The sequence below is a fragment of the Pseudomonas sp. ChxA genome (assembly GCF_030263855.1).
Lineage (GTDB): Bacteria > Pseudomonadota > Gammaproteobacteria > Pseudomonadales > Pseudomonadaceae > Aquipseudomonas > Aquipseudomonas fluorescens_CB.
In genome coordinates this window covers 535,372-557,186 of record NZ_JARPMK010000002.1, presented here as the reverse complement: position 1 = coordinate 557,186, position 21,815 = coordinate 535,372, and the positions used below count along the sequence as shown (strand labels likewise).

Here is a 21,815-nt window from a genome sequence, read left to right as displayed (position 1 = left end):
GATGTGGGAGCCGGGCTTGCCCGCGATGGCGGTGGGTCAGCAGCAGATGTATGCACTGATACACCGCCATCGCAGGCAAGCCAGCTCCCACATGGGACTGTGTACAACCGGGGTCAGGCGGCTTGCTGGAACTGTTGGCGATACTGGTTCGGCGACAGCTCGGTGTGTTGCCGGAACAGCCGCGCAAAGAAGCTTGCATCGTCGTAACCCACCTCATAACTGATGGTCTTGATGCTCTTGCGGCTGCCCGAGAGCAGGCCTTTGGCCGTCTCGATGCGCAGCCTTTGCAGGTAGTGCAGCGGCTTGTCACCGGTCGCAGTCTGGAACCGCCGCATGAAGTTACGGATGCTCATGCCGTGTTCCCGAGCGACGTCTTCGAAGCGGAACTTGTCGGCAAAGTGCTCTTCCAGCCAGTGCTGGATCTGCAGGATGATCACGTCCTGGTGCAGCTTCTGCCCACCAAAACCGATGCGCCCTGGCGCGTAGTTACGCTGCACTTCGTAAAGGATGTCGCGGGCCACGGCCTGGGCGATGTTGGCGCCGCAGAAGCGTTCGATCAGGTAGATGTAAAGGTCGCACGCTGAGGTAGTGCCGCCGGCGCAGTACAGGTTGTCGGCGTCGGTGAGGTGCTTGTCCTGGTTGAGCTGCACCTTGGGGAAACGCTCGCTGAAGGCGTTGAAGAAGCGCCAGTAAGTGGTCGCCTCCTTGCCATCGAGCAGCCCGGCTTCGGCCAGCCAGAACACCCCAGTGGCTTCGCCGCACAGCACCGCGCCGCGCGCATGTTGTTCGCGCAACCACGGCAGCACTTGCGGGTAGCGGCTGCACAGGGCTTCGAAGTCATCCCAGAAGGCCGGCAACACAATGATGTCGGCGTTTTCCAGGCCGCCGTCCACCGGCATGATCACATCGCTGAAGCTGCGTACCGACTGCCCGTCGGGGCTGACCAGGCGCGTCTCGAATGCCGGGGTAAGGCCCAGGCCTTGCTGCTTGCCGTAACGCAGGCTGGCGAGGTGGAAGAAATCCTTGGCTTGCATGAGGGTGGAAGCGAATACCCGATCAATGGCCAAAATGCTGACGCGCCGCAACGGCGTGGAGATTTGGTTAGACATAATTTCATTTATTCTTATAGGGGAAAGTGGTCACCAGACGGCTGGATCGTCTTATTTTTTGTCGCATGTGTCCAGTGTCCTGTGACGCCTTCGCGGCATAGGCTCTGTGGTCTGGTCTTTGTCCGACAATCCACACAGGTGACCCATGATCCCCAGAACCTTGTTCAGCTCGGAGCACGAACTCTTCCGCGAGAGCGTGCGCACCTTCCTTGAAAAACACGCCGCGCCGTTCCATGGGCAGTGGGAAAAGCAGGGTTATATCGACCGTAACCTGTGGAGCAAGGCGGGGGAGGCGGGGATGCTGTGCTCCCATCTGCCGGAAGAATACGGCGGGCTGGGCGCGGACTTTTTGTACAGTGCAGTAGTGATCGAAGAGATCAGCCGCCTGGGCCTTACCGGCATTGGCTTTTCCCTGCATTCGGACATCGTCGCGCCCTATATCCTGCATTACGGCAGTGAGGCGCTGAAGCAAAAGTACCTGCCCAAATTGATCTCCGGCGAGATGGTGACGGCCATCGCCATGACCGAGCCGGGTGCCGGTTCTGACCTGCAAGGTGTGAAGACCACCGCCGTGTTGGACGGCGACGAGTATGTGATCAACGGCTCCAAAACGTTTATCACCAATGGCTACCTCGCCGAGTTGGTGATCGTGGTAGCCAAGACCGACCCCAAGGCTGGCGCCAAGGGCACCAGCCTGTTTCTGGTAGAAGCTGATACGCCAGGCTTCGACAAGGGCAAGCGCCTGGAGAAGGTGGGTATGAAGGCCCAGGACACCTCGGAGCTGTTCTTTCAGGATGTACGCGTGCCCAAGGAAAACCTGCTGGGCCAGGCGGGCATGGGCTTTGCCTACTTGATGCAGGAGCTGCCTCAGGAGCGCCTGACGGTGGCGATTGGCGCGCTGTCATCCGCCGAAGCCGCGCTGGCGTGGACCCTGGAGTACACCCGCGAGCGCAAGGCGTTCGGCAAGGCGATTGCCGACTTTCAGAACACTCGGTTCAAGCTGGCGGAGATGGCCACCGAGATTCAGATCGGCCGCGTGTTTGTCGACAAATGCATGGCGCTGCACCTGGAAGGCAAGCTCGACGTGCCCACCGCCGCGATGGCCAAGTACTGGGCCACGGACCTGCAATGCAAGGTGCTCGACGAGTGCGTGCAGTTGCACGGCGGCTACGGCTTTATGTGGGAATACCCGATTGCACGGGCTTGGGCGGATGCGCGGGTGCAGCGCATTTATGCGGGGACCAATGAGATCATGAAGGAGATTATTGCGCGGGCGCTTTGATGGTTTTGTGGTGCTGCTCAGGGCCCCATCGCAGGCAAGCCAGCTCCCACACTTTGAACTGTGAACACAGTCAAATGTGGGAGCTGGCTTGTCTGCGATAGCTATCTAAAGATCAATCAAGGCGCAGGGTTCGGATGATCCTTCTGAATCGCTTCAATCCCGTCCAGCACTTCCTTGGACAGTTTCAGGTCAGCACTGGCAATGTTGCTGTCCAGTTGCTCCAGGCTCGTGGCGCCAATAATATTGCTGGTCACAAACGGCTGCTGTGTCACAAACGCCAGCGCCATCTGCGCCGGGTCCAGGCCATGTTCCCGTGCCAGGGCCACATAACGGCTGCACGCGGCTTCCGACTGCGGGTTGAAGTAGCGGCTGAAACGGCTGTACTCGGTGAGGCGCGCCTTGGCCGGGCGTGCGCCATTTTCGTATTTGCCGCTGAGCATGCCGAAGGCCAGCGGTGAATAGGCCAGCAAGCCGCATTGCTCACGAATAGCCACTTCCGCCAAACCCACCTCAAAGCTGCGGTTGAGCAGGTTGTAGGGGTTCTGGATCGATACGGCGCGGGTCCAGCCTCGGGCTTCGGCCAGGGCCAGGAATTTCATGGTGCCCCACGGGGTTTCGTTGGACAGGCCGATATGGCGGATCTTGCCGGCCTTGACCTGTTCGTCCAGCGCTTCGAGGGTTTCTTCCAGCGGGGTCAGGTTGTCTTCGTCCTTGTGCTTGTAGCTCAGTTGGCCAAAGAAGTTGGTGCTGCGCTCCGGCCAGTGCAGCTGGTAGAGGTCGATCCAGTCGGTTTGCAGGCGCTTGAGGCTGGCATCCAGGGCGTCGACGATGTGCTTGCGGTTGTGGCGCAGGTGGCCGTCGCGAATGTAGTCGATGGTATTGCCGGGGCCGGCGATCTTGCTGGCGAGGATCCAGTCGGCACGGTCGCCACGGCTCTTGAAGTAATTACCGATGTAGCGCTCGGTGGTGGCATAGGTGTCGGCCTTGGGCGGCACCGGGTACATTTCGGCGGTGTCGAGGAAGTTGATCCCCGCGGCCTTGGCCCGTTCGATCTGCGCGAAGGCCTCTGCCTCGGTGTTCTGCTCACCCCAAGTCATGGTGCCCAAGGCGATCGCGCTTACGTTCAGATCGGTGCGGCCCAGCTGTCGATAATCCATCGGGTACTCCTTCGGGGAAAACAATCATAAAAGCAGGTTGAATTTTTTTTCGCAATCTGCATAATTGCCCACCTCTTTCTGCAGTGGAAGTGATGCGCCGCCTGCCGAAGAATCTTGCCGTTGAACGGACGCGCCGACCCGAGCCCCCGATAGCGTCTGTATCCGGCTGCCTTTGACTTGTCAAAGTACGCACTATTCAGTAAGATCCGCCGTCTAATTTACAGGGCGGCCCCTGAGGCTATTAAAGAATGACAACTTTTACTGCAAAACCGGAAACAGTTCAGCGCGACTGGTTTGTCGTCGACGCCGCTGGTCAGACCCTGGGTCGTCTGGCCACTGAAGTCGCCAGCCGTCTGCGTGGCAAGCACAAGCCTGAGTACACCCCTCACGTTGACACCGGTGACTACATTGTCATCATCAACGCCGAGCAGGTACGTGTTACCGGCAACAAAGCGCAAGACAAAATGTACTACCGTCACTCCGGTTTCCCAGGCGGTATCAAGTCTTCGAACTTCGAAGGCCTGATCTCCAAGAAGCCTGAAGCCCCGATCGAAATCGCGGTCAAAGGTATGCTGCCTAAGGGCCCACTGGGTCGCGATATGTTTCGCAAGCTGAAAGTCTATGCGGGCGCTGTACACCCTCATGCTGCTCAGCAGCCCCAAGAACTGAAGTTTTAACGGAATAGTTCATTATGTCGGCGACTCAAAATTACGGCACTGGCCGTCGCAAAACCGCTACCGCTCGCGTTTTCCTGCGTCCGGGTACTGGTAACATCTCGATCAACAACCGCACTCTGGAAAACTTCTTCGGTCGCGAAACTGCCCGCATGGTAGTTCGTCAGCCGCTGGAACTGACCGAGACTGTTGAAAAGTTCGACATCTACGTCACCGTTATCGGTGGCGGTGTAAGTGGTCAAGCTGGCGCAATCCGCCACGGTATCACTCGCGCTCTGATGCAGTACGACGAAACCCTGCGTGGCGCTCTGCGCAAAGCTGGCTTCGTAACTCGCGATGCTCGTGAAGTTGAACGTAAGAAAGTCGGTCTGCGTAAAGCGCGTAAGCGTCCGCAGTACTCGAAGCGTTAATTCGCTTTACGTTCCACAAAAACGCCCAACTCCTCACGGAGCTGGGCGTTTTTTATTGCCTGCGATTTATGCATAAATTTCGCCGTGACAACTTGCCACATCCGTAGACCCCCTATACTACAAGGCCTGGAGGCTGAGCCCAGGGCAATTCCCTTGTCATACGTGGGGCTTTTCATTACCATCCGACAAAATTTTTATAAGTAAAGATTCAACACTTAGTAGACGCCTGATTTAACAGGCCAAAAAGCTGATGGGAGAGGACTGAATGAGCAATGACGGCGTGAATGCAGGCCGGCGTCGCTTCTTGGTAGCAGCCACATCCGTGGTGGGTGCTGCAGGAGCGGTGGGGGCTGCGGTCCCGTTCGTGGGGTCATGGTTTCCCAGTGCCAAGGCGAAAGCCGCAGGTGCACCGGTGAAGGTGAATGTCAGCAAGATCGACCCAGGCCAGCAGATGATTGCTGAGTGGCGCGGTCAGCCGGTCTTCATCGTTCGTCGTACTGAGGAAATCCTGGGGAATCTGAAGAAAATCGAAGGTCAGCTGTCTGACCCCGACTCGAAGAACTCCGACCAGCCCGCCTACGTCGATAAGGAAATCCGTTCGATCAAGCCAGAGATCCTGCTGCTGATCGGTATCTGCACCCACTTGGGTTGCTCGCCTACCTTCCGCCCGGAAGTTGCTCCTGCCGACCTTGGCAAGGATTGGGTCGGTGGCTACTTCTGCCCTTGCCACGGCTCCCACTACGACCTCGCCGGTCGCGTCTACAAGTCACAACCCGCACCACTGAACCTGCCAGTGCCGCCACATCACTACGAGACTGACAGTGTCATTGTCATTGGCGTCGACGAGGGGGAGAAAGCCTGATGAGCAAGTTCATGGATTGGGTGGATGCGCGCTTCCCCGCCACTAAAATGTGGGAAGACCATCTCAGCAAATATTACGCGCCAAAAAACTTCAACTTCTTCTACTTCTTCGGCTCGCTGGCCTTGCTGGTGCTGGTCAACCAGATCGTTACCGGTGTGTGGCTGACGATGAGCTACACGCCGTCGGCGGAAGAGGCGTTCGCCTCCGTCGAGTACATCATGCGTGACGTCGAGTACGGCTCGATCCTGCGTCTGTTGCACTCCACCGGCGCGTCAGCGTTCTTCATCGTCGTGTATATGCACATGTTCCGTGGTCTGCTCTACGGTTCGTACCAGAAGCCACGCGAGCTGGTGTGGGTCTTTGGCATGCTGATCTACCTGGCGCTGATGGCCGAGGCCTTCATGGGCTACCTGCTGCCGTGGGGCCAGATGTCGTACTGGGGCGCCCAGGTGATCATCTCGCTGTTTGGTGCGATCCCGGTGATCGGCAACGACCTGACCCAGTGGATTCGCGGTGACTACCTGATCTCCGGCATCACCTTGAACCGCTTCTTTGCGTTGCATGTCGTTGCATTGCCTATCGTGATTCTGGGCCTGGTAGTGCTGCACATCCTGGCGCTGCACGAAGTGGGTTCCAACAACCCCGATGGCGTCGACATCAAGAAGCATAAAGACGAAAACGGCATCCCGCTGGATGGCATTCCGTTCCACCCGTACTACACCGTCAAAGACATTGTCGGCGTGGTGGTCTTCCTGTTCATCTTCTGCTCGATCGTGTTCTTTTTCCCGGAGATGGGCGGTTATTTCCTCGAGAAGCCTAACTTCGAACAGGCCAACGCCTTCAAGACGCCTGAGCACATTGCGCCGGTCTGGTACTTCACGCCGTTCTACGCGATCTTGCGTGCTATCCCCGACAAGCTCATGGGCGTAATGGCCATGGGCGCGTCGATTGCGCTGCTGTTTGTACTGCCATGGCTCGACCGCAGCCCGGTCAAGTCAATGCGCTACAAAGGCTGGCTGAGCAAGATCTGGCTGTGGGTGTTCTGCATTGCATTCGTGATCCTGGGCGTGCTGGGCGTATTGGCACCGACCCCTGAGCGCACGCTGCTGTCGCAGGTCTGCACATTCCTGTACTTCGCCTACTTCATTCTGATGCCGTTCTACACCCGGCTCGAGAAGACCAAACCGGTTCCGGAAAGGGTGACTGGCTGATGAAAAAGTTATTCGTTGCTTTGATCCTTGCGGCGCTGCCGCTACTGTCCTTCGCTGCCGAGCACGGCGCGGAGCTGGAAAAAGTCGATATCGACGTGTCCGACAAGGCCGCCATGCAAGATGGCCTGCGCACGTTCACCAACTACTGCATGGGCTGTCACAGCGCCAAGTTCCAGCGTTACGAGCGGGTTGCCGATGACCTGGGCATTCCCCATGAGGTGATGCTCAGCCACGCCGTGTTCACGGGGGCCAAGATCGGCGACCACATGAGCATCGGCATGCAGCCGGCAGATGCCAAGGCCTGGTTCGGCGCTGCGCCGCCCGACCTGACCCTGGTGGCGCGCGTGCGCGGTACCGACTGGCTGTATGGCTACCTCAAGTCCTTCTACGAAGACCCGGCGCGCCCTTACGGCGTTAACAACAAAGTCTTCCCGAACGTCGGTATGCCTAACGTTCTGGTCGGCCTGCAGGGTCGCCAAGTGGTAGGATGCAAGCAGGTTCAGGTCGTTGAAGACGGCAAGAAGCAATATGATCCGCTGACCGGCACGCCTCTGACACACGAAGCGTGCGATCAGCTGACCATCGTGCCCAAGACCGGTACGCTGAATGAAGAGCAGTTCGACGAGAAGGTCAAGAATCTGGTGACCTTCCTGGCCTACTCGGCCAACCCGGTCAAATTGCAGCATCAGCGCATCGGTACCTATGTGTTGCTGTACCTGGCCTTCTTCTTCGTATTCGCCTATCTGCTCAAACGTGAATACTGGAAGGATGTGCATTGATCCAACCGTAAGCAATTGCTGTTAATCTTGCGCGCCCAGCGGCATCTCTGAATACGTAGCGGTCTGGTTGAACCAGGCACTACAGGGATGCTCTCTGGGCGCGCTCGTTTTTGAGCTTTCCATAATTTCAACAAGCGAGGAGGACCGCCATGGGCGTGACCAATCGGTTGGCCTGTTACTCCGACCCCGCCGACCACTATTCCCACCGAGTACGCATCGTGCTCGCAGAGAAGGGTGTCAGCGCCGAGATCATCAGTGTGGAGGCAGGTCGTCATCCGCCGAAACTGATCGAAGTGAACCCTTACGGCAGCTTGCCCACCCTGGTCGATCGTGACCTGGCGTTGTGGGAGTCAACCGTGGTGATGGAATACCTGGATGAGCGTTACCCGCATCCGCCTTTGCTGCCGGTGTATCCGGTGGCGCGTGCCAACAGCCGCCTGCTGATCCATCGGATCCAGCGTGACTGGTGCGGGCTGGTGGATGTGATCCTGGATACACGCAGTAAAGAAGCCGTTCGTGTGCAAGCGCGCAAGGAATTGCGCGAGAGCCTGACCGGCGTTTCGCCGCTGTTCGCCGACAAGCCTTTTTTCCTCAGTGAGGAACAAAGCTTGGTGGATTGCTGCCTATTACCCATACTCTGGCGCTTGCCGATTCTGGGCATTGAACTGCCACGGCCGGCCAAGCCGTTGCTTGATTACATGGAGCGCCAGTTCGCGCGTGAGGCTTTCCAGGCGAGTCTGTCTGGTGTCGAACGCGACATGCGCTAAGGCTTAAGGAGCCGCTGATGAACTCCAGTCGACCTTATTTGGTCCGCGCGCTCTATGAGTGGATTGTGGACAACGATTGCACCCCGCACATGCTGGTCAACTCTGAATTTCCCAAGGTTGACGTGCCGCAGGGTTTTGCCAGTGACGGGCAGATCGTACTGAACGTTTCGCCAAGTGCTGTGCGCCACCTGCACATGGACAATGAAGCCGTCAGCTTCGAAGGGCGTTTTGGCGGCGTGCCGCATACGCTGTTCGTGCCGATTGGTGCCATCCTCGGGATCTATGCCCGGGAAAATGGCCAGGGCATGGTGTTTGATCTGGAGTCGCCTTTCGAGGATGACGAAACGATCGAAGGCGAAGACGGTGATGATGTACCGCCACCGGACTCCGAACCGCCGCGTCCAAGCGGTCGGCCGAGCCTGAAAGTGGTGAAGTAAGCGGTGTTCACCCTTGGGTGAGCGCTAAAAATGCCTCGGCCTGTGCCGGGGCATTTTTTTGCGTAAAGGATATGGATGAAAGTCGTGTCAGAACGGTGATCGTACAACCGCCATGGGCTATGATGCGGGCTCAAGTTCGCCGAGAAAGATCATTCGTCATGGAAAACGCCAACGCCGCCCCTCGTCTTCCCCGCAAGCGCCGCAGCCTTGCCCAGGAATTGGTCACGGTGTTGTCCGAGCAGATCCGCGACGGCCAGCTTAAACGTGGCGACAAGTTGCCCACCGAGTCGGCCATCATGGAAGCCCATGGGGTCAGCCGCACCGTGGTGCGTGAGGCCATCTCGCGCTTGCAGGCGGCGGGCCAAGTGGAAACCCGCCACGGCATCGGCACCTTTGTGTTGGACACGCCCAGCCCGAGCGGTTTCCGGATCGACCCGGCCACAGTGGTAACGCTGCGGGATGTGCTGGCGATTCTGGAGTTGCGTATCAGCCTGGAAGTGGAGTCGGCTGGCCTTGCTGCGTTGCGCCGCAGCGACGAACAACTGGCGGCCATGCGCGCGGCGCTCGATGCGCTGAATGAAAGCGCGGCCCACGCCGGCGATGCGGTGGCGTCAGATTTTGCGTTCCACCTGGAAATCGCACTGTCCACCGGCAACCGCTACTTCACCGACATCATGACCCACCTGGGCACCAGCATCATTCCGCGTACCCGGCTGAATTCGGCGCGCCTGGCCCATGATGATCAGCAGCACTACATGGGCCGCCTGAGCCGCGAACACGAAGAGATTTATGAGGCAATTGCCCGCCAGGATTCGGATGCGGCCCGCGCGGCCATGCGCCTGCATTTGACCAACAGCCGTGAACGGCTGCGCCATGCCCATGAAGAGGCAGAGGCGCAGCGCGGTTAACCGCCAAACACGCTCTAATGTGGGAGCTGGCTTGCCTGCGATGGCTGAGTGTCAGGCAACTGATACTGTGTGCACGCACCGCTATCGCAGGCAAGCTAGCTCCCACATTTTGATCTCCTTGGCCTCGAGTTTGATCGTTCCCACGCTCCGCGTGGGAATGCCGCCCTGGACGCTCCGCGTCCCGATGTGCGCGAGTATCTCAAGCCCCGTGCAAGGTGACGCAGAGCGTCACGGGATGTATTCCCACGCAGAGCGTGGGAACGATCATAGCGCAGCGCGGTTAACCGCCAAACACGCTCTAGTGTGGGAGCTGGCTTGCCTGCGATGGCTGAGTGTCAGGCAACTGATACTGTGTGCACGCACCGCTATCGCAGGCAAGCCAGCTCCCACATTTTGATCTCCTTGGCCTGGAGTTGATCGTTCCCACGCTCCGCGTGGGAATGCCGCCCTGGACGCTCCGCGTCCCGATGTGCGCGAGTATCTCAAGTCCCGTGCAAGGTGACGCAGAGCGTCACGGGATGTATTCCCACGCAGAGCGTGGGAACAATCATAGCGCGGCGCGGTTAACCGCCAAACACGCTCTAGTGTGGGAGCTGGCTTGCCTGCGATGGCTGAGTGTCAGGCAACTGATACTGTGTGCACGCACCGCTATCGCAGGCAAGCCAGCTCCCACATTTTGATCTCCTTGGCCTCGAGTTGATCGTTCCCACGCTCTGCGTGGGAATGCCGCCCTGGACGCTCCGCGTCCCGATGTGCGCGAGTATCTCAAGCCCCGTGCAAGGTGACGCAGAGCGTCACGGGATGTATTCCCACGCAGAGCGTGGGAACGATCATAGCGCAGCGCGGTTAACCGCCAAACACGCTCTAGTGTGGGAGCTGGCTTGCCTGCGATGGCTGAGTGTCAGGCAACTGATACTGTGTGCACGCACCGCTATCGCAGGCAAGCCAGCTCCCGCATTTTGATCTCCTTGGCCTGGAGTTGATCGTTCCCACGCTCTGAACTGACCCCCAAAGGTTGGACACAACCTTTGGGGGTGTCATGGGTAAGTACACAGAGCAAGTAAAACTGGCAGCAGTGCAGGACTACTGTTCCGGTAGCGCGGGTTTGAGGGATGTGGCACACCGTCACAATGTGGATTTTTCATCCCTTCGCCAGTGGGTTGCGGCCTATCAGGTGCATGGCGCTGCCGGGCTGAAACAGAAAAAGCTGCAGCGCTATAGCAACGACTTCAAACTGTCTGTTTTGAAACGTATGCGTAAGGAACAGCTGTCCTATCGGCAGACGGCGGCCTTGTTCGACATCCGCAGGTTCGGCATCATCGGCCTCTGGGAGCGCCGCTATGATGAGGGCGGTTTTGATGCCCTTACCAAGCAGCCTAATAGAGCCGGACGTCCGAAAAAAATGCCAACCACCATTCCTCCTGTTCAACCCGACTCACCCGATGATGAGTCGCGCTCACGCGATGATTTGCTTGCCGAGGTAAAGCAGTTGCGGATGGAAAACGACTACCTAAAAAAGCTCGATGCCTTGGTTCAGGAGAAGAAACGAGTAGCGCAGCAGAAAAAGCGCGAATCGTAATAGGACTGAGGCCGCGGCACTCTCTCGAAAGCCTGCTGAAGTTCGCCGGTTTGGCACGCAGCACCTTTTACTATCAGCAAAAGGCGCTGCAAGCGGCTGATAAGCACGCTGAGCTGAAAGACAAGATTCGTTCGACGTTCGATGAGCATAAGGGCCGGTATGGCTACCGCCGGATAACGGCTGCGGTACGAAGCGCTGGTCATCTCGTCAATCACAAGACGGTTCAGCGACTGATGGCGCAGCTTCAGCTCAAGAGCTTGGTGCGCGTGAAGAAATACCGAGCCTACAAGGGTGAGGTAGGCAAGGTAGCGGCAAATCTTTTGAGGCGTGAGTTCGAAGCTCCGTCACCCAATCAAAAGTGGGTAACCGACGTTACAGAGTTCAAAGTTGGAGGCCAGAAGCTTTATCTGTCGCCCGTTTTGGATCTGTACAACGGCGAAATCATTTCCTATGAGGTTGCCAGAAGGCCGCTGTTCGATATGGTCGGGAAGATGCTCAAAGGTGCATTCAAGCGACTTCAGCCGCATGAAAAACCGGTTTTGCACTCAGACCAGGGCTGGCAGTATCGAATGCCCATTTACCTGCAGGCTCTCAAAAAAAGCTCCGTGACGCCGAGCATGTCGCGCAAGGGTAACTGCTACGACAATGCGGCCATGGAGAGTTTTTTCGGCACACTGAAGTCAGAGTTTTTTTATCTGAATAAATTTAACGACCTTGATGAGCTTCACGCTGGCATCGACGAGTACATCCAGTATTACAATCACTCGCGTATCAGACTGAAGCTAAACGGCCTGAGTCCTGTTGAATACAGAACTCAGGCCGCTCAGGCATAGATGGGTAAACGTCCAACTTTGTGGGGTCAGTTCACTCTGCGTGGGAATGCCGCCCTGGACGCTCCGCGTCCCGATGTGCGCGAGTATCTCAAGCCCCGTGCAAGGTGACGCAGAGCGTCACAGGATGTATTCCCACGCAGAGCGTGGGAACGATCAGTGGCAGGTCGGTTGGTACGATCAGTGTCAGGCCGGTTGGTTGGGCTTGTAGTCCTTGAGCAGCAGGTAAGTGCTCCAACCCCACCAATCATTGGTCCAGTGCTTGTCGTTCAGGTCATTCACGTCCTTGCGGCGCAGCACCTTGTCACCCTCCATCTTGAACAGCGGCGAAAAATTGTTCGCCGGGTTCTGCGCAGCATTCAGGTCCGGCACATACAACGGCGCCTTGAAGCTGGCCGCAGAGGGCGCGATACCGCTGATAAAGGTCTCGAAGATCTCATCGGCCGAGGCCTGCACCGCACGTTTGACCATGGCCCGATTGTCCGCGTCGACCGTATCGAAGTAGCGCTTGTCCCCATAAGCGTGCCACTGATCACCCTTGGCATTGCGTACCTTGAGCCCGAATTTGCTGTCTTCGTCGTGCATGAAGCGGCTGATCAGCGAGCCCAGCTCTCCAGGTGTGACCACCGCCGCCAATTGCTTGCGCGGCACGCGCAGGTGGCCGGCAGAAAACAGATCTGTCAAAAAATGATCGGCAAAGCTGTTCATCGCATACGCCAGTTCCAGCGCCTGGTCGGTGCCGGTCTGGTGCGCGATGACCGCCTGTTGCAGTGCCGCCGTATGGCCGGCCAGGTATGCCGACAGCGCCCATTCGCCAAAGTGGTCGGCGTTGTCTGCGGCCAGCTTCAAGTAGCGCCCCAGTGGAATCAGCGCCGAAACCGCGCTGCCGCCGCCGGTGATGCGGTTCCATTCCTCGGACAACGTATCACCCAGCGCATCATAGGCTTCATGGGGTTGTTTGCCGTCGCGGATTGCCTGGTTGACCGCGTTGATCTCCTTTTGCATGACTGCAAGGATTTTCCCGGCTTCTTCGCGCGAGGCCGGTAGCACCGCCAGCGAGTTGAAGGCGGCGATAAAGCGTTGCACACGCTCGGCCGGGGAGGCGCCGTCGCTGATGGCTTGGCCGGGAATGCCATAGAAGTCGCCGCCCAGGGCGATCACTTGGCCGTAGGTCAGCGCCAGGCCGTTGGGCAGGTGCAGTTCAACTTGCCGCGCAGGAATCGCCGGGGCGTCCTTGACGAAACGCAGCAGGGTGTCATCGCCGATGGCCGTGTGTTCACCGCCTTCAAAACGTAGGGTGGGTGGGGTTTTTTCGGGTGCTGCGAGTTCAAGACCTGACATGTTAGCTCCTTGCTATGTCGTAGGAATCTTCCGTAATAACTGTATGTATATACAGTTATTCGGAGCATAGATGAATAATTTCCTACGTCAAGAAGCCGCGTTTAAACACTTCTCTAGGGATGAAGCCCGATGAATTGCAGTTGACGAATCTTTTTATAGTTGTACGATGACGTACGACATCATCAAAACCAACAACAACCTTTCGACAGAAAGTCTTCATCCAGGGTGTTCGAATAATGAATCCACAAGAACTGAAGTCCATCCTCTCCCACGGTCTGCTGTCTTTTCCGGTAACCGATTTCAATGCCCAGGGTGACTTCCACCAGGCGGGCTACATCAAGCGTCTGGAATGGCTGGCCCCTTACGGCGCCACTGCCTTGTTCGCCGCCGGCGGCACCGGTGAGTTTTTCTCCCTGGCCGCCAGCGAATATTCCCAAGTGGTGAAGACTGCTGTTGATACGTGCGCCACCAGCGTGCCGATTCTGGCCGGTGTCGGCGGTTCGACCCGTCAGGCCATCGAATATGCGCAGGAAGCCGAGCGTCTTGGCGCCAAAGGCCTGCTGCTGTTGCCGCACTACCTGACCGAAGCCAGCCAGGACGGCGTCGCCGCCCACGTTGAGGCCGTGTGCAAGTCGGTCAAAATCGGCGTAGTGGTCTACAACCGCAACGTTTGCCGCCTGACCGCGCCTTTGCTCGAACGTCTGGCCGAACGCTGCCCGAACCTGATCGGTTACAAAGATGGCCTGGGCGATATCGAACTGATGGTGTCGATCCGCCGCCGTCTCGGCGACCGTTTCAGCTACCTCGGAGGCCTGCCGACTGCAGAGGTTTACGCCGCTGCCTACAAGGCCCTGGGCGTGCCGGTGTACTCCTCGGCAGTGTTCAACTTCATCCCGAAAACCGCGATGGACTTCTACCACGCGATTGCCGAGGACGATCACGCCACTGTTGCCAAGATCATCGACAACTTCTTCCTGCCTTACCTCGACATCCGCAACCGTAAAGCCGGTTACGCGGTGAGCATCGTCAAGGCCGGCGCCAAAATTGTTGGCTACGACGCAGGTCCGGTGCGCACGCCGCTGACCGACCTGCTGCCGGAAGAATACGAAGCCCTGGCCGCGCTGATCGACAAGCAAGGTCCGCAGTAACTTATCCACAAGGCCGCTGAGCAATCAGCGGCCTTTTGCGTCAGGAGAGAATGTGTGTCCCAAGCCAAACGTTTTGAAAACTACATCAACGGCGAGTGGGTGGCCGGTGCCGACTACTGCAACAACATCAACCCGTCGGAGTTGTCCGATGTCATTGGCGAATACGCCAAGGCCGATGTAGCCCAAGTCAACGCTGCGATCGATGCCGCCCGCGCCGCGTTCCCGGCCTGGTCGACGTCCGGCATCCAGGCGCGCCACGACGCACTGGATAAAGTTGGCAGCGAAATCCTTGCCCGCCGCGAAGAACTCGGCACCTTGCTGGCCCGTGAAGAGGGCAAGACCCTGCCAGAAGCCATCGGCGAAGTGACCCGTGCCGGTAACATCTTCAAATTCTTCGCCGGCGAGTGCCTGCGTCTGTCTGGCGATTACGTGCCTTCGGTACGCCCGGGCGTGAATGTGGAAGTCACCCGCGAAGCCCTCGGTGTAGTCGGCCTGATCACGCCGTGGAACTTCCCGATTGCTATCCCCGCGTGGAAAATCGCCCCAGCCCTGGCTTACGGCAACTGCGTGGTGATCAAACCGGCCGAATTGGTGCCGGGTTGCGCCTGGGCCTTGGCCGAAATCATCTCCCGCGCCGGTTTCCCGGCCGGTGTGTTCAACCTGGTGATGGGCAGCGGCCGTGTGGTTGGCGATGTGCTGGTCAACAGCCCTAAAGTCGACGGCATCAGCTTTACCGGCTCGGTTGGCGTGGGTCGCCAGATCGCCGTCAGCTGTGTGTCGCGCCAGGCCAAAGTGCAGTTGGAAATGGGCGGTAAAAACCCGCAGATCATCCTCGATGACGCCGATCTCAAGCAGGCCGTCGAGCTGTCGGTACAGAGCGCGTTCTACTCCACCGGCCAACGTTGCACGGCGTCCAGCCGTTTGATCGTCACTGCCGGTATCCACGACCAGTTCGTCGCGGCCATGGCCGAGCGCATGAAGTCGATCAAAGTCGGCCACGCGCTCAAAAGCGGCACTGACATTGGCCCGGTGGTTTCCCAGGCCCAGTTGGACCAGGACTTGAAGTACATCGACATCGGCCAGAGCGAGGGCGCGCGGCTGGTCAGCGGCGGCGGCCTGGTGACTTGTGACACCGAAGGTTACTACCTGGCGCCGACGCTGTTTGCCGACAGCGAAGCCGCCATGCGTATCAGCCGTGAAGAGATCTTCGGCCCGGTGGCCAACGTGGTGCGCGTCGCCGATTACGAGGCGGCACTGGCCATGGCCAATGACACCGAGTTCGGCCTGTCGGCGGGCATTGCCACCACCTCGCTCAAGTACGCCAACCACTTCAAGCGCCACTCCCAGGCCGGGATGGTGATGGTCAACCTGCCGACCGCTGGCGTGGATTATCACGTGCCGTTCGGTGGCCGTAAGGGCTCGTCCTACGGCTCGCGTGAGCAAGGTCGCTATGCGCAAGAGTTCTACACAGTGGTGAAAACCAGCTACATCGGGTCGTAGGAAATGGCCCGGTAGGCAGCGGCTTATGTGGGAGCTGGCTTGCCTGCGATTGCATCACCAAGGTGTAACTGACACACCGTGGTGCCTGCATCGCAGGCAAGCCAGCTCCCACACAAAGCGGCTCCTGCACTTAAAACAGAAATGATTACCCGCAAAAAAAATAATTAGTGGGAGTACTTCTTCATGCAAGCGACCAAGCCGACTCACGTCCGCTATTTGATCCTGCTCATGCTGTTCCTGGTGACCACGATCAATTATGCCGACCGAGCCACTATCGCCATCGCCGGCTCCAGCCTGCAAAAAGACCTCGGCATTGACGCGGTCACCCTCGGTTATATCTTCTCTGCATTCGGTTGGGCCTACGTGGCCGGGCAAATTCCCGGTGGCTGGCTGCTGGACCGGTTCGGCTCGAAAAAAATCTATGCGCTGAGCATTTTCACCTGGTCGCTGTTCACCGTGTTGCAAGGCTATGTCGGTGAATTCGGGGTCTCCACCGCGATTGTGGCGCTGTTTATGCTGCGCTTCTTGGTGGGCCTGGCTGAGGCGCCTTCGTTTCCCGGAAACGCCCGTATTGTGGCGGCGTGGTTTCCTACGGCTGAACGCGGCACAGCGTCGGCGATCTTCAACTCGGCGCAGTACTTCGCCACGGTGCTGTTTGCACCGCTGATGGGCTGGATCGTCTACACCTTCGGCTGGCAGCACGTGTTTATCGTGATGGGTGGCATCGGCATCCTGTTCTCGCTGATCTGGCTCAAACTTATCCACAGCCCGCGCCAGCATCCGATGATCAACGAAGCCGAGTTCAACCACATCGCGGCCAATGGTGCGATGGTCGACATGGATCAGGACAAAACCAAAGGCCAGAAAACCGACGGGCCGAAGTGGGATTACATCCGCCAACTGCTCACCAATCGCATGATGCTCGGCGTGTACCTGGGCCAGTACTGCATCAATGGCATCACCTATTTTTTCCTGACCTGGTTCCCGGTGTACCTGGTTCAAGAGCGCGGCATGACCATTCTCAAGGCGGGCTTCATCGCCTCGTTGCCGGCCATCTGCGGCTTTATCGGCGGCGTACTCGGCGGCGTGATTTCCGACTACCTGCTGCGCAAAGGCCATTCGCTGACTTTCGCGCGCAAGGCTCCGATCATTGCCGGCTTGTTGGTCTCCAGCAGCATCATCGCGTGTAACTACGTTGACGTTGAATGGATGGTGGTCGGCTTCATGGCCCTGGCCTTCTTCGGCAAAGGCGTTGGCGCACTGGGTTGGGCGGTGGTGTCAGACACTTCACCGAAACAAATCGCCGGGCTCAGTGGCGGCTTGTTCAATATGTTTGGCAACCTGGCGTCCATCAGCACGCCGATTGTGATTGGTTACATCATCGCCACCACCGGCTCGTTCAAATGGGCGTTGGTGTTCGTTGGCGCCAACGCGCTGCTGGCGGTGTTCAGCTACTTGGTGATCGTCGGCCCGATCAAGCGCGTGGTGCTCAAAGAGCCGCCGAGCAAAGGCCCGGAACTGACTAACCTTACCCAAGTGCACTCCTGAGGGGCGATGTAATGCAGTTGATTGAACATGCCGACTCGCCGCGCTCGATCCGTTTGCACGCGCGCGACAATGTGGTGATCGTGGTGAACGACCAGGGCGTGCCGGCCGGCACCGAATTTCCGGACGGCCTGGTCACCGTGGATTTCATCCCGCAGAGCCACAAGGTGACCCTGGAAGATATCCCCGAAGGCGGTGAGATTATTCGCTACGGGCAGACCATCGGTTACGCGCTGGCGCCGATTCCGCGCGGCAGTTGGGTGCAGGAAGACCAGTTGCGCATGCCCACTGCGCCGCCGCTGGACAGCTTGCCGCTGTCGACCGAGGTGCCTGCCACCCAGGCGCCGTTGGAAGGCTTCACGTTTGAGGGCTACCGCAATGCTGACGGCACCGTCGGCACGCGCAATATTCTCGGCATCACCACCACGGTGCAATGCGTCACTGGTGTGCTGGACCATGCGGTCAAGCGCATCAAGGACGAGTTGCTGCCCAAGTACCCGCACGTTGATGACGTGGTGGCGCTGACCCACAGCTACGGCTGTGGTGTGGCCATCACTGCGACCGATGCCTATATTCCGATTCGCACCGTGCGCAACCTGGCACGCAACCCGAACCTGGGCGGCGAAGCGCTGGTGATCAGCCTGGGCTGCGAGAAGTTGCAGGCCGGGCAGGTGATGCACGACAACGACAGTTCCGTCGACCTTAGTGAGCCTTGGCTGTACCGTTTGCAGGACTCCAGCCACGGGTTTACCGAAATGATCGAACAGATCATGGCGCTGGCCGAAACCCGCTTGAAGAAACTTGACCAGCGTCGCCGCGAAACTGTGCCCGCGTCGGAATTGATCCTGGGCATGCAATGCGGCGGCAGTGACGCGTTTTCCGGCATCACCGCCAACCCGGCGTTGGGCTATGCCTCGGATTTGCTGTTGCGGGCCGGAGCGACGGTGATGTTTTCCGAAGTCACCGAAGTACGCGATGCCATCTACCTGCTGACGTCGCGCGCCGAGAGCAAGGAAGTCGCCCAGGAACTGGTCAGGGAAATGGACTGGTATGACCGTTACCTGGCCAAGGGCGAGGCGGATCGCAGCGCCAACACCACGCCGGGTAACAAAAAGGGCGGGTTGTCGAACATTGTCGAGAAGTCCCTGGGCTCCATCGTCAAATCCGGCAGCAGCGCGATCAATGGGGTGCTTGGCCCAGGTGAGCGGTTCAAGGGCAAGGGCCTGATCTTTTGCGCCACGCCGGCCAGCGACTTTGTCTGTGGCACCCTGCAACTGGCGGCCGGGATGAACCTGCATGTGTTCACCACCGGGCGCGGCACGCCGTATGGGCTGGCGATGGCGCCGGTGGTCAAGGTGTCGACGCGCACGGAATTGGCGCAGCGCTGGCCGGACTTGATCGATATCGACGCCGGGCGCATTGCCACCGGGCGTGCGAGCATCGAGGAGCTGGGCTGGGAGCTGTTCCACTTCTACCTGGATGTGGCCAGCGGCAAGAAACAGACGTGGGCGGAGCGGCATAAGCTGCATAACGACATCACCCTGTTCAACCCTGCACCTATCACCTGAGACCGAGTCGAAACCTGTGGGAGCTGGCTTGCCTGCGATGGCGGTGTATCAGAAACGAATATATCGACTGACACTGCGCCATCGCAGGCAAGCCAGCTCCCACATTTGCTCGGGGTTGCCCAGACGAACCGGGCTGCATGGCTTATCATTAGCCAACTGACGACACCCACCAAGGTTCTCCCCGGCATGCTGGCTATCTTCCTCACCACCCTGACCATCACCGCGCCGGTGTTTGCCATGCTGTTTCTGGGGGTGCTGCTCAAGCGCATCAACTGGATCAACGACAACTTCATCCACGTTGCATCGTCCCTGGTGTTCAACGTCACCATGCCGGCGCTGCTGTTTCTCGGCATCCTCCACGCCGACCTGCATTCGGCGCTCAAGCCCGGTTTGCTGATCTACTTTGCTGTCGCCACGCTGCTGAGCTTTGCCGTGGCCTGGGGCTGGGCGATCTTTCGTTGCCCGCGTGAAGACCGTGGCATTTATGCCCAAGGCGCGTTTCGCGGTAACAACGGCGTGATCGGCCTGGCGCTGGCGGCCAGCATGTACGGCGACTACGGCATCTCCCTTGGCGCCATTCTCGCGGCGCTGGTGATTCTGTTCTACAACACGCTGTCGACCATCGTGCTGGCGGTGTACAGCCCGGTGATCAAGTCCGACCCGTGGAGCATCTTCAAAAGCGTGATAGCCAACCCGCTGATTATCAGCGTGATCGTCGCCGCGCCGTTCGCGATCTTCAAGATCGGCTTGCCGGGATGGCTGGAGTCGTCCGGGCAGTACCTGGCGGACATGACCTTGCCGCTGGCATTGATCTGCATTGGCGGCACCTTGTCATTGGCGGCCTTGCGCAAAAGCGGGAGCATGGCCTTGAGTGCCAGCCTGGTGAAGATGATCGGCCTGCCGCTATTCGCGACGCTGGGCGCGTGGCTGCTTGGCTTTCGCGGGCCGGAATTGGGGATTTTGTTTCTGTATTTCGGCGCGCCGACGGCGGCCGCGAGTTTTGTCATGGCCAGGGCGGCAGAGGGCAACCATGAGTTGGCGGCGGCGATTATTGTGATTACTACGTTGATGGCGGCGGTGACCACCAATATCGGGATTTTTGTGTTGCAGGCGGGTGGTTGGATCTAAGCTTTGTGGTGTGTCTTAGGGCCAATCGCAGGCAAGCCAGCTCCCACATTTGAATGTATTCACAGTTCAAATGTGGGAGCTGGCTTGTCGGATCGCCGCATCGCTGCGATGACTATCTAACTGTCACTGCTTATCTGCCTGATACGCCTCAATCACTTCCTGCGCCGCCCGAAACGCATCAATCGCCGCCGGCACACCCGCATACACCGCGCAATGCAGCAGCGCTTCGCGAATCTCTTCCACCGTGCAGCCATTGTTCAGTGCGCCGCGCACATGGCCCTTGAGTTCCTGCGGGCACTTGAGTGCGGTCAGGGCTGCCAGGGTGATCAGGCTGCGGGTCTTCAAGGGCAGACCCTCGCGATTCCACACGCTGCCCCAGGCATGTTCGTTGACAAAGTCCTGCAGCGGCTGGGTGAACTCGGTGGCGTTGCCCAGTGCGCGATCGACGAACACGTCGCCCATCACCTGGCGACGCATCTCAACTCCGGGCTTTTTCTGATCGGTCATTGCGCTTCCCTCTTGTGTTGGCGGCGCCAGGCTCGCAGCGTGCTGAGTAGCAGAAACGCCATCAGCGCCGGCAGGACGTAATACAGCATCAGTTTTTCCAGCCGGGTAGCCAAGGGCATGCCGAACGTGAACGACACCACGTGCAGTGCGTACACCAGGTACAGGCCCAGCAATACCAGGCCTTCGGCGCGGGTGACCCGGTAACCGGTGTAGAACACCGGCAGGCACAGCACCACCACGGCGAGCATCACCGGCAAGTCAAAATCGAGGGCGTTAGGCGATACCGACAGCGGTGACGGCGCCACCAACGCGGTAAACCCCAGTACGCCGAGCAGGTTGAACAGGCTGCTGCCGATCACATTGCCTACGGCAATCTCGCGCTCGCCGCGCACGGCGGCAATCAGCGAAGTGGCCAGGCACGGCAACGAAGTGCCGACGCCGATCAAGGTCAGGCCAACGATGCGTTCCGACAGGCCCAGATCACTCGCCACGTCCACCGCCGCGCCCAGCAGCAGATGCCCGGCCAGCACCAGAATCAGCAGCCCGCCGAGCATCAGCAACACGCTGCTCAACCACGGCGCCCTGGCCACAGTGTCCAGCGTGCGCGGGCGCCGGGAGTGGCGGGTCTGGTAATGCAACACACCCAGGTAGGCCACCAGCGCCGCGAGCAGTACCAGCCCGTCGGCGGGGGTCAGCTCTTCATTGGCCGAGAGGGTAAACACCAGCAGCGCGGCGCAAATCATCACCGGAATGTCCAGGCGCACCAGTTGCCGCGATACCCGCAGTGGAATGATCAGCGCAGACAGGCCCAGGGTCACGAGGATGTTGAAAATGCTGCTGCCGATCACGCTGCCCACGGCGATGTCGGTATTGCCCGCCAGGGTGGCTTGCAGGCTGACGGTCATCTGCGGCGCGCTGCTGCCGAAGGCGACGATGCTCAAACCGATGATCAGCGGCCGCACCTTGAGGCTGGCCGCCAGGCGCACGGCGGCGCGCACCAGGATTTCGGCGCCGAGAATCAGCAGCAGTAAGCCGCTGACCAATTCGAGCAGGCTGAAGGGTGAGAGGGCGGT

At 59.1% G+C, this 21,815-nt stretch carries 20 protein-coding genes; 15 read left to right on the top strand and 5 right to left on the bottom strand.

Going from position 1 to position 21,815, the window contains the following annotated elements; translation table 11 throughout:
• Nucleotides 1-113 precede the first annotated feature (113 nt).
• On the bottom strand, nt 114-1,034 hold the full coding sequence (locus P5706_RS28250) for a GlxA family transcriptional regulator (protein ID WP_177336516.1): 921 nt from the start codon (nt 1,032-1,034) through the stop codon (nt 114-116).
• A gap of 220 nt (nt 1,035-1,254) precedes the next feature.
• On the opposite strand from P5706_RS28250, the gene P5706_RS28245 reads away from it, so the two are divergent.
• On the top strand, nt 1,255-2,391 hold the full coding sequence (locus P5706_RS28245; protein WP_200430784.1) for an acyl-CoA dehydrogenase family protein: 1,137 nt from the start codon (nt 1,255-1,257) through the stop codon (nt 2,389-2,391).
• A gap of 116 nt (nt 2,392-2,507) precedes the next feature.
• Here the strand turns inward: P5706_RS28245 and P5706_RS28240 are convergent, their stop codons facing one another.
• Complete coding sequence (locus P5706_RS28240) at nt 2,508-3,548, bottom strand: NADP(H)-dependent aldo-keto reductase (protein WP_285683461.1); 1,041 nt, start codon at nt 3,546-3,548, stop codon at nt 2,508-2,510.
• Between the two features lie 248 nt (nt 3,549-3,796).
• Between P5706_RS28240 and rplM the strand changes: the two genes are divergently transcribed.
• From rplM to P5706_RS28195, 9 genes are all read left to right on the top strand, one after another.
• Nucleotides 3,797-4,225 carry a 50S ribosomal protein L13 gene (gene rplM / locus P5706_RS28235; protein WP_003171742.1) on the top strand — a complete coding sequence of 143 codons (429 nt, stop codon included), beginning with the start codon at nt 3,797-3,799 and terminating at the stop codon, nt 4,223-4,225.
• Nucleotides 4,226-4,239: 14 nt separating this feature from the next.
• Nucleotides 4,240-4,632: a 30S ribosomal protein S9 gene (rpsI, locus tag P5706_RS28230; RefSeq protein ID WP_003216038.1), complete on the top strand. Its 393-nt coding sequence runs from the start codon at nt 4,240-4,242 to the stop codon at nt 4,630-4,632.
• 265 nt (nt 4,633-4,897) lie between these two features.
• On the top strand, nt 4,898-5,494 hold the full coding sequence (petA, locus tag P5706_RS28225; protein WP_003216040.1) for a ubiquinol-cytochrome c reductase iron-sulfur subunit: 597 nt from the start codon (nt 4,898-4,900) through the stop codon (nt 5,492-5,494).
• Nucleotides 5,494-6,705 (top strand): cytochrome b, encoded by a 1,212-nt coding sequence (locus P5706_RS28220; protein WP_017138268.1) that lies wholly within the window; start codon nt 5,494-5,496, stop codon nt 6,703-6,705. The genes petA and P5706_RS28220 overlap by 1 nt, the downstream gene beginning before the upstream one ends.
• Nucleotides 6,705-7,484, top strand: coding sequence for a cytochrome c1 (locus tag P5706_RS28215; RefSeq protein ID WP_200430786.1), 780 nt, complete (start codon nt 6,705-6,707; stop codon nt 7,482-7,484). The genes P5706_RS28220 and P5706_RS28215 overlap by 1 nt, the downstream gene beginning before the upstream one ends.
• Before the next feature lie 149 nt (nt 7,485-7,633).
• Nucleotides 7,634-8,251 carry a glutathione S-transferase N-terminal domain-containing protein gene (locus tag P5706_RS28210; RefSeq protein WP_017138266.1) on the top strand — a complete coding sequence of 206 codons (618 nt, stop codon included), beginning with the start codon at nt 7,634-7,636 and terminating at the stop codon, nt 8,249-8,251.
• Between the two features lie 17 nt (nt 8,252-8,268).
• Nucleotides 8,269-8,688, top strand: a complete 420-nt coding sequence (locus tag P5706_RS28205) for a ClpXP protease specificity-enhancing factor (protein WP_017138265.1) — start codon at nt 8,269-8,271, stop codon at nt 8,686-8,688.
• A gap of 158 nt (nt 8,689-8,846) precedes the next feature.
• Nucleotides 8,847-9,596, top strand: a complete 750-nt coding sequence (locus tag P5706_RS28200; protein ID WP_124434970.1) for a FadR/GntR family transcriptional regulator — start codon at nt 8,847-8,849, stop codon at nt 9,594-9,596.
• 1,039 nt (nt 9,597-10,635) lie between these two features.
• Nucleotides 10,636-12,008, top strand: a protein-coding gene (locus tag P5706_RS28195; protein ID WP_285678350.1) for an IS3 family transposase whose coding sequence is annotated in 2 segments (ribosomal slippage) — nt 10,636-11,107 and nt 11,107-12,008 — 1,374 coding nt in all. Because the reading frame shifts where the segments join, the coding sequence is not laid out codon by codon here.
• 183 nt (nt 12,009-12,191) lie between these two features.
• Here the strand turns inward: P5706_RS28195 and P5706_RS28190 are convergent.
• A complete protein-coding gene (locus P5706_RS28190) occupies nt 12,192-13,346 on the bottom strand; it encodes a phospholipase (protein WP_285683447.1) in 1,155 nt (384 codons plus the stop codon).
• Nucleotides 13,347-13,582: 236 nt separating this feature from the next.
• On the opposite strand from P5706_RS28190, the gene kdgD reads away from it, so the two are divergent.
• From kdgD to P5706_RS28165, 5 genes are all read left to right on the top strand, one after another.
• Nucleotides 13,583-14,494, top strand: coding sequence for a 5-dehydro-4-deoxyglucarate dehydratase (gene kdgD, locus P5706_RS28185; protein ID WP_200430789.1), 912 nt, complete (start codon nt 13,583-13,585; stop codon nt 14,492-14,494).
• A 54-nt stretch (nt 14,495-14,548) separates the two neighbouring features.
• Nucleotides 14,549-15,994, top strand: coding sequence for an aldehyde dehydrogenase family protein (locus P5706_RS28180; RefSeq protein ID WP_110622098.1), 1,446 nt, complete (start codon nt 14,549-14,551; stop codon nt 15,992-15,994).
• 183 nt (nt 15,995-16,177) lie between these two features.
• Nucleotides 16,178-17,542 (top strand): MFS transporter, encoded by a 1,365-nt coding sequence (locus P5706_RS28175; RefSeq protein WP_285683441.1) that lies wholly within the window; start codon nt 16,178-16,180, stop codon nt 17,540-17,542.
• A gap of 11 nt (nt 17,543-17,553) precedes the next feature.
• Complete coding sequence (gene garD / locus P5706_RS28170; RefSeq protein WP_200430792.1) at nt 17,554-19,107, top strand: galactarate dehydratase; 1,554 nt, start codon at nt 17,554-17,556, stop codon at nt 19,105-19,107.
• Nucleotides 19,108-19,293: 186 nt separating this feature from the next.
• The gene (locus tag P5706_RS28165) at nt 19,294-20,235 is read left to right on the top strand and encodes an AEC family transporter (RefSeq protein WP_170036267.1); all 942 of its coding nucleotides are present in this window, start codon (nt 19,294-19,296) and stop codon (nt 20,233-20,235) included.
• 123 nt (nt 20,236-20,358) lie between these two features.
• Here the strand turns inward: P5706_RS28165 and P5706_RS28160 are convergent, their stop codons facing one another.
• Nucleotides 20,359-20,742, bottom strand: a complete 384-nt coding sequence (locus P5706_RS28160) for a carboxymuconolactone decarboxylase family protein (protein ID WP_065875108.1) — start codon at nt 20,740-20,742, stop codon at nt 20,359-20,361.
• A complete protein-coding gene (locus tag P5706_RS28155; protein WP_200430927.1) occupies nt 20,739-21,785 on the bottom strand; it encodes a calcium/sodium antiporter in 1,047 nt (348 codons plus the stop codon). The genes P5706_RS28160 and P5706_RS28155 overlap by 4 nt, the downstream gene beginning before the upstream one ends.
• Nucleotides 21,786-21,815: the final 30 nt, after the last annotated feature.